At 69.4% G+C, this 13,511-nt stretch carries 15 protein-coding genes; 8 read left to right on the top strand and 7 right to left on the bottom strand.

Annotation, left to right across the window (positions count from 1 at the left end; genetic code table 11):
• Window positions 1-37: 37 nt before the first annotated feature.
• From MKK65_RS28625 to MKK65_RS28610, 4 genes are all read left to right on the top strand, one after another.
• Window positions 38-448 (top strand): dihydrofolate reductase, encoded by a 411-nt coding sequence (locus MKK65_RS28625; protein WP_243961561.1) that lies wholly within the window; start codon window positions 38-40, stop codon window positions 446-448.
• A 41-nt stretch (window positions 449-489) separates the two neighbouring features.
• Entirely contained in the window at window positions 490-738 is a 249-nt protein-coding gene (locus MKK65_RS28620) for a type II toxin-antitoxin system Phd/YefM family antitoxin (RefSeq protein ID WP_058191879.1), read from the top strand.
• On the top strand, window positions 735-1,157 hold the full coding sequence (locus tag MKK65_RS28615) for a type II toxin-antitoxin system VapC family toxin (RefSeq protein WP_243961560.1): 423 nt from the start codon (window positions 735-737) through the stop codon (window positions 1,155-1,157). Before MKK65_RS28620 ends, MKK65_RS28615 begins: the two co-directional genes overlap by 4 nt.
• Before the next feature lie 69 nt (window positions 1,158-1,226).
• On the top strand, window positions 1,227-2,345 hold the full coding sequence (locus MKK65_RS28610) for a carboxylate-amine ligase (RefSeq protein ID WP_243961559.1): 1,119 nt from the start codon (window positions 1,227-1,229) through the stop codon (window positions 2,343-2,345).
• A 134-nt stretch (window positions 2,346-2,479) separates the two neighbouring features.
• Here MKK65_RS28610 and der read toward each other — a convergent pair whose 3' ends face one another.
• The 3 genes from der to MKK65_RS28595 all read right to left on the bottom strand — a co-directional run bounded on the left by der (window position 2,480) and on the right by MKK65_RS28595 (window position 5,288).
• Window positions 2,480-3,829 carry a ribosome biogenesis GTPase Der gene (gene der, locus MKK65_RS28605; protein WP_243961557.1) on the bottom strand — a complete coding sequence of 450 codons (1,350 nt, stop codon included), beginning with the start codon at window positions 3,827-3,829 and terminating at the stop codon, window positions 2,480-2,482.
• Window positions 3,830-3,859: 30 nt separating this feature from the next.
• Window positions 3,860-4,570, bottom strand: coding sequence for a tetratricopeptide repeat protein (locus MKK65_RS28600; protein ID WP_243961555.1), 711 nt, complete (start codon window positions 4,568-4,570; stop codon window positions 3,860-3,862).
• A 109-nt stretch (window positions 4,571-4,679) separates the two neighbouring features.
• Entirely contained in the window at window positions 4,680-5,288 is a 609-nt protein-coding gene (locus MKK65_RS28595; RefSeq protein WP_058191876.1) for an NnrU family protein, read from the bottom strand.
• A gap of 322 nt (window positions 5,289-5,610) precedes the next feature.
• Between MKK65_RS28595 and MKK65_RS28590 the strand changes: the two genes are divergently transcribed.
• The 4 genes from MKK65_RS28590 (at window position 5,611) to MKK65_RS28575 (ending at window position 8,297) form a co-directional block, all read left to right on the top strand.
• Window positions 5,611-6,795 (top strand): hypothetical protein, encoded by a 1,185-nt coding sequence (locus MKK65_RS28590; protein ID WP_409565512.1) that lies wholly within the window; start codon window positions 5,611-5,613, stop codon window positions 6,793-6,795.
• Between the two features lie 105 nt (window positions 6,796-6,900).
• A complete protein-coding gene (locus MKK65_RS28585) occupies window positions 6,901-7,533 on the top strand; it encodes a pyridoxamine 5'-phosphate oxidase family protein (RefSeq protein ID WP_243961552.1) in 633 nt (210 codons plus the stop codon).
• A 92-nt stretch (window positions 7,534-7,625) separates the two neighbouring features.
• Window positions 7,626-7,913, top strand: a complete 288-nt coding sequence (locus tag MKK65_RS28580) for a hypothetical protein (protein ID WP_243961551.1) — start codon at window positions 7,626-7,628, stop codon at window positions 7,911-7,913.
• Window positions 7,914-8,036: 123 nt separating this feature from the next.
• Entirely contained in the window at window positions 8,037-8,297 is a 261-nt protein-coding gene (locus tag MKK65_RS28575) for a hypothetical protein (RefSeq protein ID WP_243961550.1), read from the top strand.
• Window positions 8,298-8,311: 14 nt separating this feature from the next.
• On the opposite strand, the gene MKK65_RS28570 is transcribed toward MKK65_RS28575, so the two are convergent.
• The 4 genes from MKK65_RS28570 to MKK65_RS28555 all read right to left on the bottom strand — a co-directional run bounded on the left by MKK65_RS28570 (window position 8,312) and on the right by MKK65_RS28555 (window position 13,385).
• Window positions 8,312-8,986: an SOS response-associated peptidase gene (locus tag MKK65_RS28570; RefSeq protein ID WP_243961549.1), complete on the bottom strand. Its 675-nt coding sequence runs from the start codon at window positions 8,984-8,986 to the stop codon at window positions 8,312-8,314.
• A gap of 79 nt (window positions 8,987-9,065) precedes the next feature.
• Entirely contained in the window at window positions 9,066-10,544 is a 1,479-nt protein-coding gene (locus tag MKK65_RS28565) for a PAS domain S-box protein (RefSeq protein WP_243961548.1), read from the bottom strand.
• Between the two features lie 392 nt (window positions 10,545-10,936).
• Complete coding sequence (locus MKK65_RS28560) at window positions 10,937-12,118, bottom strand: SMP-30/gluconolactonase/LRE family protein (RefSeq protein ID WP_243961547.1); 1,182 nt, start codon at window positions 12,116-12,118, stop codon at window positions 10,937-10,939.
• 91 nt (window positions 12,119-12,209) lie between these two features.
• Window positions 12,210-13,385: a zinc-dependent alcohol dehydrogenase gene (locus tag MKK65_RS28555; protein ID WP_243961546.1), complete on the bottom strand. Its 1,176-nt coding sequence runs from the start codon at window positions 13,383-13,385 to the stop codon at window positions 12,210-12,212.
• Between the last annotated feature and the right edge of the window lie 126 nt (window positions 13,386-13,511).

The following is a 13,511-nucleotide window of genomic DNA, read 5'->3' as shown; positions in this document are numbered from 1 at the left end:
GGGTTGCGGGCGGAGCCCGCAGAGGTTGGGATTTACGATGATCGACGTCCGCTGCATCTGTGCGATCGGCCTGCGCGGCCAGCTCGGCCTGAACGGGCACCTGCCCTGGGAGGGCAACACCGACCCGCTGTTCGTGGAGGACGTGACGCGCTTCTTCGCGCTTACCATGGGGCACGTGCTGATCGCCGGCCCGAAGACCGTGGCCTCGGTCCCGGACTTCGCCTTCAAGGATCGCACCATCGACGTGATCCGCAGCCACGAGGATCCGGAGCAGGTGCTCAAGCGCTATCCGGGCCGGCGGATCTTCGTGGGCGGCGGCATCGCGGTGTGGAACGTCTACGCCAAGTACATCCAGAACTGGGACATCACGCGCCTGCCCTATGACGGCGAGGCCGACCGCTGGTTCGACCCGGCCTGGCTGGTGGGCGGGGCGCTGCGCTCGGCGTAAGCCGCTGGACAGGTCGCCGGTGTGCTTCCTATCATCGGCTCATGAGCGAGCACAGCGTCCAGGACGCGGAGCGAAACCTCACCGGCCTGATCGACCGCGCGCTCGCGGGGGAGGGCGTCGTGATCACGCGCGACGGGCGACCGGTGGCGACGCTGAACCCGATCCGTCGGGCCGGACGCCCGATCACCGCCGAAGACCTCGATTGGCTCGCCCTGCGGCGCGTGCCGATGCGGGCGCCCATGCAGGATGCCGGGCAACTGGTCCGCGCCCTGCGCGACGACGAGTGGTGAGAGCCTACCTCGACGCCAGTGTCCTGGTCGCCCTGCTGACGGACGACCCGCTGACGGCGCGGGCCGACGCCCTGTTCCGCGCCTTGGCGCCCATCCCCGTCGTCAGCGACTTCGCGGCGGCGGAATTCGCTTCGGCGCTCGGGCGCCGGGTGCGAACGGGCGAGCTCGCCGCCGAGCATGCGCGGATGGCCTTCGCCGATCTCGACCGTTGGAGTGAGGCGGTGGCCGAGCGTGTCGACCTCGGCCCCGGGGATGTCGCCGCAGCCGCGGGCTTCCTGCGCCGGCTCGACATCACGCTTCGAACGCCCGACGCCCTCAACATCGCTCTGTGCCAGCGCGTCTCGGCAACCTTGGCGACCTTCGACGACAAGATGGCTGCCGTCGCCGGCACCCTCGGACTTCCGGTCGCCACCGGATAGGTCGTCGCGCCACCGTCGAAACCCTTCCGGCCGCTGCTATGTGGTGGCGATGGCCCGCCGGAGACGCAGATGAGCGCCCACAGCTATCGCTTCGGCATCGAGGAAGAGTATTTCCTCGCCGATGCCGAGACCCGCGGAACGCCCCGGGGCGACCTCGCTGGCTTCCATGCCCGGGTGAAAGCGGAGCTGCCCGAGACCGGGCGCGAGTTGGTCGCCGCACAGGTCGAGGTCTGCACGCCGCCGCTGGCCAATGCGCAGGCCGCCCGGGACAATCTCGGCGGCCAGCGGGTGCAGCTCGCCGGCATCGCGGCCGAGAACGGCTTGAGCCTGCTCGCCTGCGGCACCCATCCGCTCGCGCGCTGGTCCCGCCAGACCGCCACGGACGGCGAGCGCTACAAGGGCATCCTGTCGGATGTCGGCATCGCGGCCAGGCGGGCGCTGATCTGCGGCATGCATGTCCATGTCGAGGTGCCCGACCCCGACGCGCGGGTCGACCTGATGAACCGGCTGCTGCCGTTCCAGCCGCTGCTGCTGGCGCTCTCGGCCTCCTCGCCGTTCTGGCAGGGCGAGGCGACCGGACTGATGGCCTACCGGCTCAGTGTCTTCGGCGAATTGCCCCGCACCGGCCTGCCCGAGCTCTTCGCCGATGCCGCCGCCCATGCGCGGTTCGTGGAGATCATGACCCGCTCCGGCGCCATCGCGGATGCGAGTTTTTTGTGGTGGTCCCTGCGCCCGTCGATCAAGTTCCCGACCCTGGAGCTGCGCATCGCCGATGCCTGCACCCGGCTCAACGATTCGCTGTGCGTCGCCGCCCTGTACCGCTGCCTGGTGCGCCTGTGCGTGCGCCGGCCCGACCTCAATGCCGGCCTCGACAGCGTCTCGCGGGCGCTGGCCTCGGAGAACCTGTGGCGGGCCCAGCACAGCGGCGTGCGTGCGACGCTGATCGACGAGGCGAAGGCCGAGGCGGTGCCGTTCGCCGAGGCGCTGGAGGCGGTCCTCGCCCTGGTGGCGGAGGATGCGGACGCGCTCGGCTGTGCGGCGGATGTCGCCCGCGCCCGGGCGATCGTCACCGAGGGCACCAGCGCGGACGGGCAGGTCGGGGCGTTCGAGGCGGCGCTCGCCGACGGAAAGGACGAGCGCGCCGCCTTGGCGTCTGCGGTGGACTGGATCGCCGACGCGTCCCGGTGATCACGTCCCTATCACGTCGTCATCGCGAGCGCAGCGAAGCGACCCAGAAATGCGCCACATCCCAGGATCGCGCGCTGTCCTGGGTTGCTTCGCTGCGCTCGCAATGACGGTGCGAGCTTTCGGTTGGAAACGCCTCAGCCCTTGTCGAACGGGTTCTGCGAAGTCCGCAGGCTCAGCCGGATCGGCGTGCCGGGCAGCTCGAACGCCTCGCGCAGGCCGTTCACCAGGTAGCGGGTGTAGGATTTCGGCAGGGCGTTGAGCTGGTTGCCGAACAGCGCGAAATGCGGCGGCCGGCTCTTCACCTGGGTGGCGTAGCGGATCTTGATCCGCCGGCCCGACACCGCCGGGGGCGGGTTGCGGGAGGTCGCCTCGCTCAGCCAGTCGTTGATGCGCGAGGTCGAGATCCGCTTGTCCCAGACTTCGGAGGCCTGCACCACCGCCTGCATGAGCTTGTCGAGGCCCTCGCCGGCGAGCCCCGAGAGCGGCACCACCGCGACGCCGCGCACCTGCGGCAACAGGCGGGTGCAATCCTCGCGCAGCTCCTTGAGCAGGCCCGGCTGGTCGGCGACGAGATCCCACTTGTTCAGGCCGATCACCACGGCCCGGCCCTCGCTCTCGACCAAGTCGATGATGGTCAGGTCCTGCTTCTCGAACGGGATCGTGGCGTCGAGCAGCACCACCACCACCTCGGCGAAGCGCACGGCGCGCAACCCATCCGAGACCGCGAGTTTTTCCAATTTGTCGTCGATCCGGGCGCGGCGGCGCATCCCGGCCGTGTCGTGGAGCTTGATCTTCCGGCCCCGCCACTCCCAATCCAAGGAGATCGAATCGCGGGTGATGCCGGCCTCGGGGCCGACGAGCAGCCGATCCTCGCCGAGCATGCGATTGATCAGCGTCGACTTGCCGGCATTCGGGCGGCCCACGATCGCGACCTTCAGGGAGCGGCCGCCGGGGGCGTCCTCGTCCTCGTCGTCCTCCGGATCGGGCTTGGGCAGGACGCCCTTGAGCGCCTCGTGCAGCTCGCCGAGGCCCTCGCCGTGCTCGGCCGAGAACGGGATCGGGTCGCCGAGACCGAGGGTGAAGGCCTCGTAGGCCCCGGCGAGCCCGGTGCCGCCCTCGGCCTTGTTGGCGATCAGGATGACCGGGCAGCCGGCCCGGCGCACCAGCTCGGCGAAGGGCTGGTCGGCCGGCAGCACGCCGGCGCGGGCGTCGATCACGAACAGCACCACGTCGGCGGCGAGAATGGCCGCCTCCGTCTGCATCCGCATCCGGCCCATAAGGGTCGCGGCGTCCGATTCCTCGAGCCCGGCGGTGTCGATCACCCGGAAGTGGAGGCCGCCGAACGCGACATCGCCCTCGCGCCGATCGCGGGTCACGCCGGGCCGGTCGTCCACGAGCGCGAGCTTCTTGCCCACGAGGCGGTTGAACAGGGTCGACTTGCCGACGTTCGGCCTCCCGACGATCGCGACGGTCGGCATATCCATGGTCTGTCTCGAAATGGTCGAAGAAAAAAATCAGCGCGTGATCGGCGGGGGCGGGGCGGCAACCTCGGGCTTGGCCTCGGTCACGGTGACCGGGCCGCCCGCTACGAGCGCCGCGTAGACCTCGATCCGCTCACGCAGGTTCCGGGGTGTCTCGGGATCGGCGACCAGCTGGTCGAACCAGCGGCCGGCCTCCTCGAAATCGCCCTTCTTCAAGGCCGCGAGACCCAGCATTTCGCGGGCGGTGTGCCGGAACGGCGTACCGGCGGCGAGCCCCTGAAGGTTGGCCAGCGCCGGATCCGGGTTCGCACTGTCGAGGCGCAGCAGAGCGGCGCGCAGGCGCGCCAGATCGCGCAGGCCGTCGCCGAGGCTGGTGTCGCCGGCGAGCGTGTCGAATTCCTTCGCGCCCGCCTCCGGGTCGCGCTTGCTGGTCTCGGCCGCCGAGCGGAACCGGGCGAGCAGGCGGTAACCGGCCGGGCCCTGGACTTCCAGCGCGTCGAAGACCTTGTCGGCCTCCGCAACCTTGCCGTCGCGCGCGAGGCGGTTGGCCTCGTCGAACTGCACCGATGCGGCCTCGGCGGCCACGCGCTGCTGGTTCTGCCAGTACCGCCAGCCGGCGACGCCCACCACCAGCAGCACGGCCAGGGCGATGATCACGCCGCTGTAGCGCTTCCAGATCTGAAGGATCCGGTCGCGGCGATAGTCCTCGTCGACTTCGCGGATGAACTCGTTGTTCTCGGCCATCATATCCCGGCCCGCGCCAATCGGCGGGCCACCTTGCACAGCTATCGAGCCCCGCGCCTAACACACGGGCGCCGGGTTGGCGACAGCGGGCGTGGGACGGCGGTGGCTCTCAGGCGGTTCCGGGCCAGACCGAAACGCCAATGAGCGGGTAATGCAGGTATCGGGCGAAGACGAACCAGACCGCCGTCCCGATCACCAAAGCCAGGATGTCGTTGCGCCAGCCATGCGGGGCCGCGACGGCGCCGCCATGCTGGGCGACCACCGCTCCGGGCGCCAGCGCCCGACGCTTGGCGCTGATCCGCGCCGCCACCGCCCAGGCCAGGAAGCCGCCGAACAACAGGATCGAGCCGAGATCGCCGTTGGCCAGGAGGTGGGCGGTCGCCCAGATCTTCACGGCGAGCAGCATCGGATGCTTGGCCTTGGCCCGGATATGGCCCGGCAGGTAGGCGGCGGCGAGACACACGAAGGCGAGCCAGACGAGCGTCAGGGCGAGGTGGCGCGTCCAGACCGGCGGATCCCAGACCGGGATGTAGCCACTGAGCCGGTAATCGTGGAAGCCGACCCCGATCAGCACGAGTCCGAGCAGCGACAGGGCCGTGTAGCCGAGCTTGTACCGGCCTTCGCCGATCTGGCCGACGACCGTGGCGCGCTGAGAGCGGACCATCGAGAAGGCATGCGTGCCGAGGAACAGCACGAGCCCGAGGATCAGAAGGAGCATGAAGGACTTTCGGGCGACGGCCAGGCAGCAAGTACTCTGTAACGGTTCTCAAGCGAATCTGGCGTGCTTTGTCCAGGCGTAGCCGGGACGCACCCGGATTTCGTCCATGGGCTTGGCGTACAGGATGGCTGGTGCGACGTGCGATGCGCCGCCACTTCTCCCTCCCCCCTCTGTGGGGGAGGGCGGGCCGGCCGTCAGGCCGGGTCGGGAGAGGGGAGCGACGCTTCCGGAGAGGTCGCGTCGCGTGCCACATCCTCCGGCGTCGCGCTGCCCCTCTCCCGACCTCCTTCGGGGGCCACCCTCCCCCGCAGAGGGGGGAGGGATCCGGCAGCGTTTCGCCCCACTCGCAGCCGCCCTCCTACCGCTCCTCCTCATCCCCCCGCCGGCCCGGGCCGCAGCCGAGCCGCCCCTCTCGGCCCTGACCCTGGTCGGGCCGCCATCAATCGTCTTCAAGGCCGGGCGCGATGCCTGCGACGGCGCCGATGTCCCGGACGCGCCGACCCGGGCGTTCCGGAATGCAACCGGGGCTGTGGCCCTGTTCGGCATGCATTATCGCAATCGCGCCCTGCGCGGGCCGGATCTCGACCACCTCAAGCTCGACTGCACGATCGTGCTCGATTCCGGCGAAAAGGCCGATCCGGCGGCCTATGACGACCGGTCCTGGATCACCGCCACCTGGACCGAGGACGGCAAGCGCGTCGCCGCGCTGCTGCACCACGAGTACCAGGCCAACGAGCATCCCGGCCGCTGCCCGGCCGGTTCCTACATGGCGTGCTGGTACAACACGATCACGGCCGCGGCTTCCGCAGATGGCGGGCGCAGTTTCCTGCACCAGAATCCGCCCGTCGTGGTGGCCGGCGCGCCGTTCCGGCAGGAGGTCGACCAGGGCCGGCATCGCGGCTTCTTCAACCCGTCGAACATCGTGGCGGACGGGCGCTGGCGCTATTTCCTGGCCTCGACCACGGGCTGGGACCGGCCCGGCAGCGACCAGGAGGCAGGTGTCTGCCTGTTCCGCAGCGACGACCCCGCCGACCCGGCCCGGTGGCGGGCCTGGACCGGCATCGGCTTCACCGCCGGCTTCCCGGACCCTTACCGCACCACCATCCAGCGGCCTGCCACCTGCCGGCCGGTGGGACCGTTCCCCGGTCCGGTCGGGGCTGTCGTCCGGCACCGCGCCACCGGTGCCTGGATCGCGGTGTTCATGGCCAAGGCCGGTGACGGCTTCGCCGAATCCGGTTTCTACTGGACGAGCTCACGCGACCTGATCGCCTGGGACACGCCCCGCCTGCTCCTCGCAGGCGCGACCCTGTATGACGATCCCTGCGCCGCGACCGCACCGCTGATCGCCTACCCGTCGCTCCTCGATCCGGGGGCGAAGGGGCGCAACTTCGACGATGTCGGCGATGGGGCGCTGCTGACCTACGCCAGCCTGCGCGTCGAGGGCTGCACCATCACCTCCGACCGGGACCTGCTGCGCCGCCCCGTGGCGATCCGGGTCTGGCCCTGATCGCTGGCCCGTTCCGAAAGCCTCGGCCCGTCCGCCGGGACGATGCTGTGTCTTGACGGCTGAGCGCCCGCCGCGCGAAACCGGAACGGCTGCCGCGAGGACCTCATGGACGCAGATATCGGAGGTCCCTCGACGATCCACGACGCGGCTGAGCTGCAGGCGCAGTTCGGTGCCGTCGGCCCCTTCGCCGCCCGCAAGGTGCTCGACCACATCGACGCTTACGCCCGCCGGTTCATCGCGCTCGCGCCGTTTCTGGTGCTGGCGAGCGCCGACGCGGATGGCCAGGCCGATGCCAGCCCCCGCGGCGACGCGCCCGGCGTCGTGGCCGTTCCCGATGCCCGCACCCTGGTGATCCCCGACCGGCGCGGCAACAACCGCATCGACAGTTTTCGCAATATCCTCGAGTGCCCTGGCATCGGGGTGATCTTCTTCGTGCCCGGCATCGACGGGACTCTGCGAGTGAACGGCACCGCCGCGGTGACGCGGGATCGCGCGCTGCTCGAACCGATGCGCGCCCAGGGCACGGTGCCGACGATCGGGCTGATCGTGCGGGTGCGGGAGGCGTTCTTCCATTGCGGCAAGGCGCTGATGCGCGCGCAGCTCTGGGATCCGGCGCGCCACGTCGCGCGCGACACCTTTCCCAGCCTCGGGCGCATCCTGGCCGAGCAGACCGCCGCGTCCGACGTACCGGAGGCCGAAGCCCGGATCGCGGACTCCTATCGGACGCGGCTCTACTGAAGGCTCTGATCCGTCTTCGGGGCTCCGCGCCCAGCCTTGCCGCGCTTCGAAGGGAGGGCGATATCCGAGGTCTTGCGGCGAGAGGATCTGGGATGCCCGAGGAGAGGATACGCCGCCCGGTCGAAGCTGGACCTGCTCCGTCCCGCCACACGGCCGCGCTCGGAGCGGGAGCCGTCGGAGCCGGTGCATTCGGGGCATCCGCGCTGGGAGCCCTGGCGATCGGGGCCGCGGCTTTCGGGGCGGTGGCGCTCGGCGCCTTCGCGATCGGCCGCCTTTCGGTCGGTCGTGCCCGGGTCGGGGCGCTGGAGGTGGCGTCCCTGACGGTGGGATCCCTGGAGATCGATACGCTGACGGTCCGGACGCGGCGCATGCCGGAGTGAGTGCGGAGCCCGGCTCGATCATCGTCGCGGATTGCGGCGGCCGGCACCCGAGGCTGGCCGGCGGGCATCCGATATCGTAGCCTTCCATTCATCAGACGGACATGCCCGCGAGGACAGCCCGCGATGAACGAGAAGACCAAGCCCTTTCGCCCCGGCGACGCGGTCGATGCCCTCGGCGAGACGGCGGGCGATTTCGTCCTGCCGCTCTGTCTACCGAAGCCCAGCCTTCTGATCGGCGAGGATCTCGCCATGATCGTCCTCGATACGATCCATGGCCAGCGGGTCGGGCTGCCCCTCAGCGCGCAAGGGGCGGCGGACCTTCACGCGTTGCTGGCCGAGGCCTTGCGGCTGCTGCAGGCGCGGGACGGCGGTTCGATCCAGTAAGGCCCGAACCGGCCTTACGTCTGGGGTTCGGCATCCGGCTCGGCGCCATCCGAGCGCGCGCCCCGGGCCACCTCCCGCATCGCCGAATCGGGCAGCGGGCGCTGCAGCGTGAGCGCCTCCGGGGTCGGCGCCTCCAGCCAGGCCGCCCATTCCTCCGGCTTGGTCAGCAGCACCGGCATCGCCTTCGGATGGACCGGGCCGACGATCCCGTTCGCCTCCGTGGTCAGGAACGAGAACAGGCGGTGCTCCTCCGCCACCCGGTCCGGGTTCTCGCGCTTGGTCCCGCGCACGCCGGTCCAGGGCCGCCAGATGCCCGCGAAGGCGAAGAGCGGCCGGTCCTCATCGAGCGCGAACCACACGGGCGTCTTGCGCGGCTTCGTGTCGGCGTACTCGCTGAACGCGGTCACCGGCACGAGGCAGCGATGGGCCGGACCGAGCCAGGGGCGCCAATGCGGGCTCGCGGCGTTGCGCACGTTGGTGACGGGATGCTCGCCGAACGCCTTCGGGCCCGGGATGCCCCAGCGCATCAGAGCGAGTTCCCGGCCCTCCGCCCCGTTCCAGACCACCGGTGCCATCTGGTCGGGGAAGATCGCCGGCAGCACCGGCAGGTTTCCGGTGCGGTCGCGGACGGTCCCGAAAGCGCGGCGCAGCGCCGCCGGGCCGGTGCGCAGGCTGTAGAGGTTGCACATGGGGTGTCGGATCGTCCGGGATGCGGGAGCCCACCGGCAACGCCGGCGGATGACGGGGCGATCCGGGCCGGCCGCGCGTTCAGGCGACGCTCTGGGCGGCGGCGCGTAACTGCTGGGTGGCGACGTCCGCCTGTTCGGCGGACCGGGCAATGAGCCCGAGATTGGTGCTGATCGCGCCGACCCCCTGGGCGGCCGTCTGCATGCTGGCCGACATCTCCCGCGTGACGGCGGTTTGCTCTTCGACGGCGCTCGAGATCGCGGTCGCGACCTCGTTCAGCTTCACGATCGTACCCTGGATCGAGCCGATCGCCTCGACGGCGTCCCGGGTCGCCTCCTGGCTCCCGGTGATCTGCGTGCTGATCTGCTCGGTGGCCCGGGCGGTCTGGTTGGCCAGTTCCTTGACCTCGGCGGCGACCACGGCGAAGCCCCGTCCCGCCTCGCCGGCACGCGCGGCCTCGATGGTGGCGTTGAGTGCCAGCAGGTTGGTCTGGGCCGCGATGCTCTGGATCAGCGCGACGACCTCGCCGATCTGCGCGGCCGAGGCGCTGAGGCCGGCGATGATCCGGTGCGTCTCCCGGGCCTGGCCCACGGCCTGCCCGGACATCTCGGAGGCGTGCACCACCTGCGCGCTGATCTCGGCGACCGAGGCGGCCAGTTCCTCGGCACCCGAGGCCACCGTGTGAATATCACCGGTGACATGCGTCGACGATTGGACCGCCTGTCCAGCCTGATGCGAGACGCTGGAGGCGGCGTCCGCGATCGCGTCCAGGTCGCGCGCGAGGGCGCTCTGCAACGCGGCCCGCCGCTGGCGTTCCAGCACCGCTTCGGTGACGTCGGTTGCGAACTTGACGATCTTGATCGGGTGCCCGTCGCGGTCGAAGATCGGGTTGTAGCTGCCCAGGATGAACACCTCGCGCCCGTCCTTGGCGAGGCGCCTGTACTCGGCGGCCTGATACGCGCCGCGGCCCAAGCTGTCCCAGAAGTGGCGGTACTCCGCGCTGGCGCGCTCGGTCGCGTCGATGAACAGGCCGTGGTGACGGCCCTGGACCTCCTCCAGCCGGTACCCCAGGGTGGTGAGGAACTTCTCGTTCGCGGTCAGGATCGTGCCGTCGAGCGCGAACTCGATCACCGCCTGCGACCGGTTGATCGCGGCGATCTGGCCCTCGTACGCGATGGTGCGCATCACCTGCTCGGTGACGTCGCTGGCGAACTTGACCACTTTGATCGGCTTGCCGCCGCGGCCCAGGATCGGGTTGTAGGTCGCCTGGAGCCAGACCTCGCGGCCTTCCTTGCCGACGCGCTTGAACTCGCCGGCCTGGAATTCGCCCCGCCGGAGCGCCGACCAGAAATCGCTGTAGGCCTCGCTCGCGCCATAGGCCGGCGGGACCAGCATCGCGTGGGACTGGCCGCGGATCTCGTCCAGGCTGTAGCCGACCGCGTCGAGGAAGTTCTTGTTGGCGGCCAGGATCGTACCGTCGAGAGCGAACTCGATGACCGCCTGGGACCGGTCCAACGCCTCCAATTTCGATTGAAGGTCCCGCGAGAACAGTATGCCCATCGGCTGTCCAGTCTTCGTGTGATGTCCCGCGAGCCGTGAATCGGGAGTGAGGCGGTCGGAACGAGCATCCACGAAAGCGTAATAACTTTATTGTCTCTAACGCAACGTTAATGTCGCCTGCTGGTCAGAGCGTATCTATGCACCAAAATTTAAATTGAAGCCGGTGTGTATTGTTTTGCTCGATCGACAAAAACTATGTCATCAAGCGCATTGATACAAGATCAGATGGAGATCGGAAAAGAAACTCCGCCCTTAGCGATGCCAGGCATTAAATGTCATGCCGATGAGGCAATCGCTCGACCCGTCGGACGGGGCCGCGCTCCGTCCCCATCGGGTCTCAGGAGGCCGGCACGCGCCGCCGACTCTCCCAAGGCCACGCTTGCTGTTCGGCCTCAGCGCGAGGCCGCCGGCGGCTTGAAGCTCCACAGCTCGGTCGGCAGAGCGATCGGTGCACCCTCCTTGTAGAAGGCCGAATCCTGGATGTGCGAGGTCGTGACGTAGACCGTCCCGTCCGGGCCCTGGCTGAAGGTGTCGGGCCAGCGCAGGCGTGGGTCCTGCACCAGCGTGGTCAGGCCGGCATCCTTGGACGACAAGGTGCGCACCTTGATCGAATCGTCCTGCGGTGAGGTCACGTACATACGGCTGCCGTCGCGGTCGATGAGCAGCCCGTCGGCCGGCCCGTTCTCGCCGACCGTAACGATCTTGCCGGCGAGGCTCTTGTCGGCCAGCGTCTCCGGTACGAGGCTCGCCGAGACCCAGCCGTTGAGCGCGTCGGTGGGCAGGCTGTAGAGGGTCTTGCCCTTGATCGCCTGCCAGTAGAGCGTTTTGCCGTCCGGCGAGAGCGCGATGCCGTCGGCCGAGAACTCGACGCCGCGTCCGTCGGGCCGCCGCAGGGGCTTGCCGTCATAGGTCACGGTGACGGTGGTGTCCGGCATGGTCGCGGGCACGCCGGCGAGCAGGCGCTTGGCCTTGCCGGAATCGATGTCGACCACAACCAGCGCACCCTCGGCGCCGGAATCGGTCAGGTAGGCGGTCTTGCCGTCGGGCGAGATCCGCACGTCGTTCAGGTAGGAGCCCTGCGGGGCGACCGACGGATCGAACGCGATCGTCTTGGCGACCGTGTTGGTCTTCAGGTCGATCGCGACGAGCTTCGGGCCGTCCTTGACGACGGCCGCCATGGCGGGCGCGGCGGCATCGACCACCCAGAGCCGGCCGTGCCGGTCGGCCACGACGCTCTGCACGCAGACGAAGTGGGTTTTGGGATCGACCTCGTCCTTGCGGGCATTGCGCCAGCTATTCCATTCCACGTCGGGGTAAGGGACCGGCTTGCCATCCTTCAACTCCGCCACCGAAACCGGCGAATCCTCGGTCCAGCGCGGGAAGTTCACGAAGATCCGCCCGTCCTGCGCGACCGTCACCCCGGTGACCTGATGCTGGAAGCGCGCGACTTGGGTCAGCGCGGATGATCCGGCGGGCGGCGGCGACGTCGCGGCAACGGGCTCCTGCGCCAGGGCTGGCCAAGCGAGGGTGGAGAGGAGGACAGGCAGCAGGGTACGGGCAACCGGCATCGTCATACGGGATCAATCCTGGGATACAGTGATGGTCGAAGCCCTGGTCCGCGGGGACCGGGGCCATGTCGGCAGCGTTGAACGCGTGGTGCCGGGCTCAGTTCGGGTGGAAGACCACCTTCACGCAGCCATCGGCCTTGTCCCGGAAGGTCTTGTAGAGGTCCGGGCCATCCGCCAGGTTCGTCGAGCGGTGGGTGATCATCGACGTCATGTCGAACTTGCCCTCCTGGATCAGCTTGGTCAGCGTCTCCAGGTAGCGCTTGACGTGGGTCTGCCCGCTCTTGAGGGTCAGACCCTTCTGCACGATGGAGCCCATATTGACCGGCACCGGGCCGCCATAGACGCCCGGCACCGAGACGATCCCGCAGGGCCGCACCGCCTTGATCGCCTCGCCCAGAGCGTAGGGCCGCTCGGTGGAGGTCAGCTTTTCCTGCAGCGTCGAGAGCACGCCGGTGAGGCCGCCATGGCCGGCGCTCGCCTCCATGCCGACGCAGTCGATCACGCCGTCGGCGCCCTGGCCCTTGCTGATTTCCTTGATCCGCTCGAACACGTCCTCGTTCATGAAGTCGATGATGTCGGTGGCGCCGGATTTTTTCGCCAGGGCGAGCCGCTCGGGCACCGTGTCGATGGCGATGATGCGCCCCGCGCCCATGATCTTGGCCGACTGGATCGCGAACAGGCCGACCGGCCCGGCGCCCCAGATCGCGATGATCTCGCCCCCCTGGATCTCGCAATGCTCGGCGCCCTGCCAGCCGGTGGGCAGGATGTCGGTGAGGAACAGGACCGACTCGTCGTCCATGCCGTCCGGCACCTTCATGGGTGCCACGTCGGCCATGGGGACGCGCACGTACTCGGCCTGGCCGCCGGCATAGCCGCCGGTGAGGTGCGAGTAGCCGAACAGGCCGGCGGTCGGGTAGCCGAACTGCGCGGCCGCCATCTCGCCGTTGCGGTTCGAACGCTCGCAGACCGACCAGTTGCCCAGCTTGCACTGGCGACAGGCGCCGCAATTGATGTTGAACGGCACGACGATCCGGTCGCCTTTCCGGAACTTGGTGAAGCCCTGCCCGACCTCGACAACCTCGCCCATGAACTCGTGGCCGAGCACGTCACCGGATTTCATGGCCGGCATCTGGCCGTCCATCAGGTGGAGGTCCGAGCCGCAGATCGCGCAGCTCGTCACCTTGATGATCACGTCGCGGGCATCCTCGATCACCGGATCCGGGACCGTGTCGCAGCGGATGTCGTTCTTGCCGTGCCAGCACAGGGCCTTCATCGCGTCGATTCTCCAAGCTTGGGGAGCAGAGCCGCAGGACGCAGCCTCGCAGGGGCAAGTGCCCAGCCGCCCGGTCAAGTTCCGCTGAGGCGATGCGCTGGGCCCAGCCGCTCGCGACGTCGCCTG

Origin of the sequence: Methylobacterium sp. J-001 (assembly GCF_022829565.1) — a bacterium.
Taxonomy (GTDB): Bacteria; Pseudomonadota; Alphaproteobacteria; order Rhizobiales; family Beijerinckiaceae; genus Methylobacterium.
This window is presented reverse-complemented; position numbering and strand designations above follow the sequence as displayed.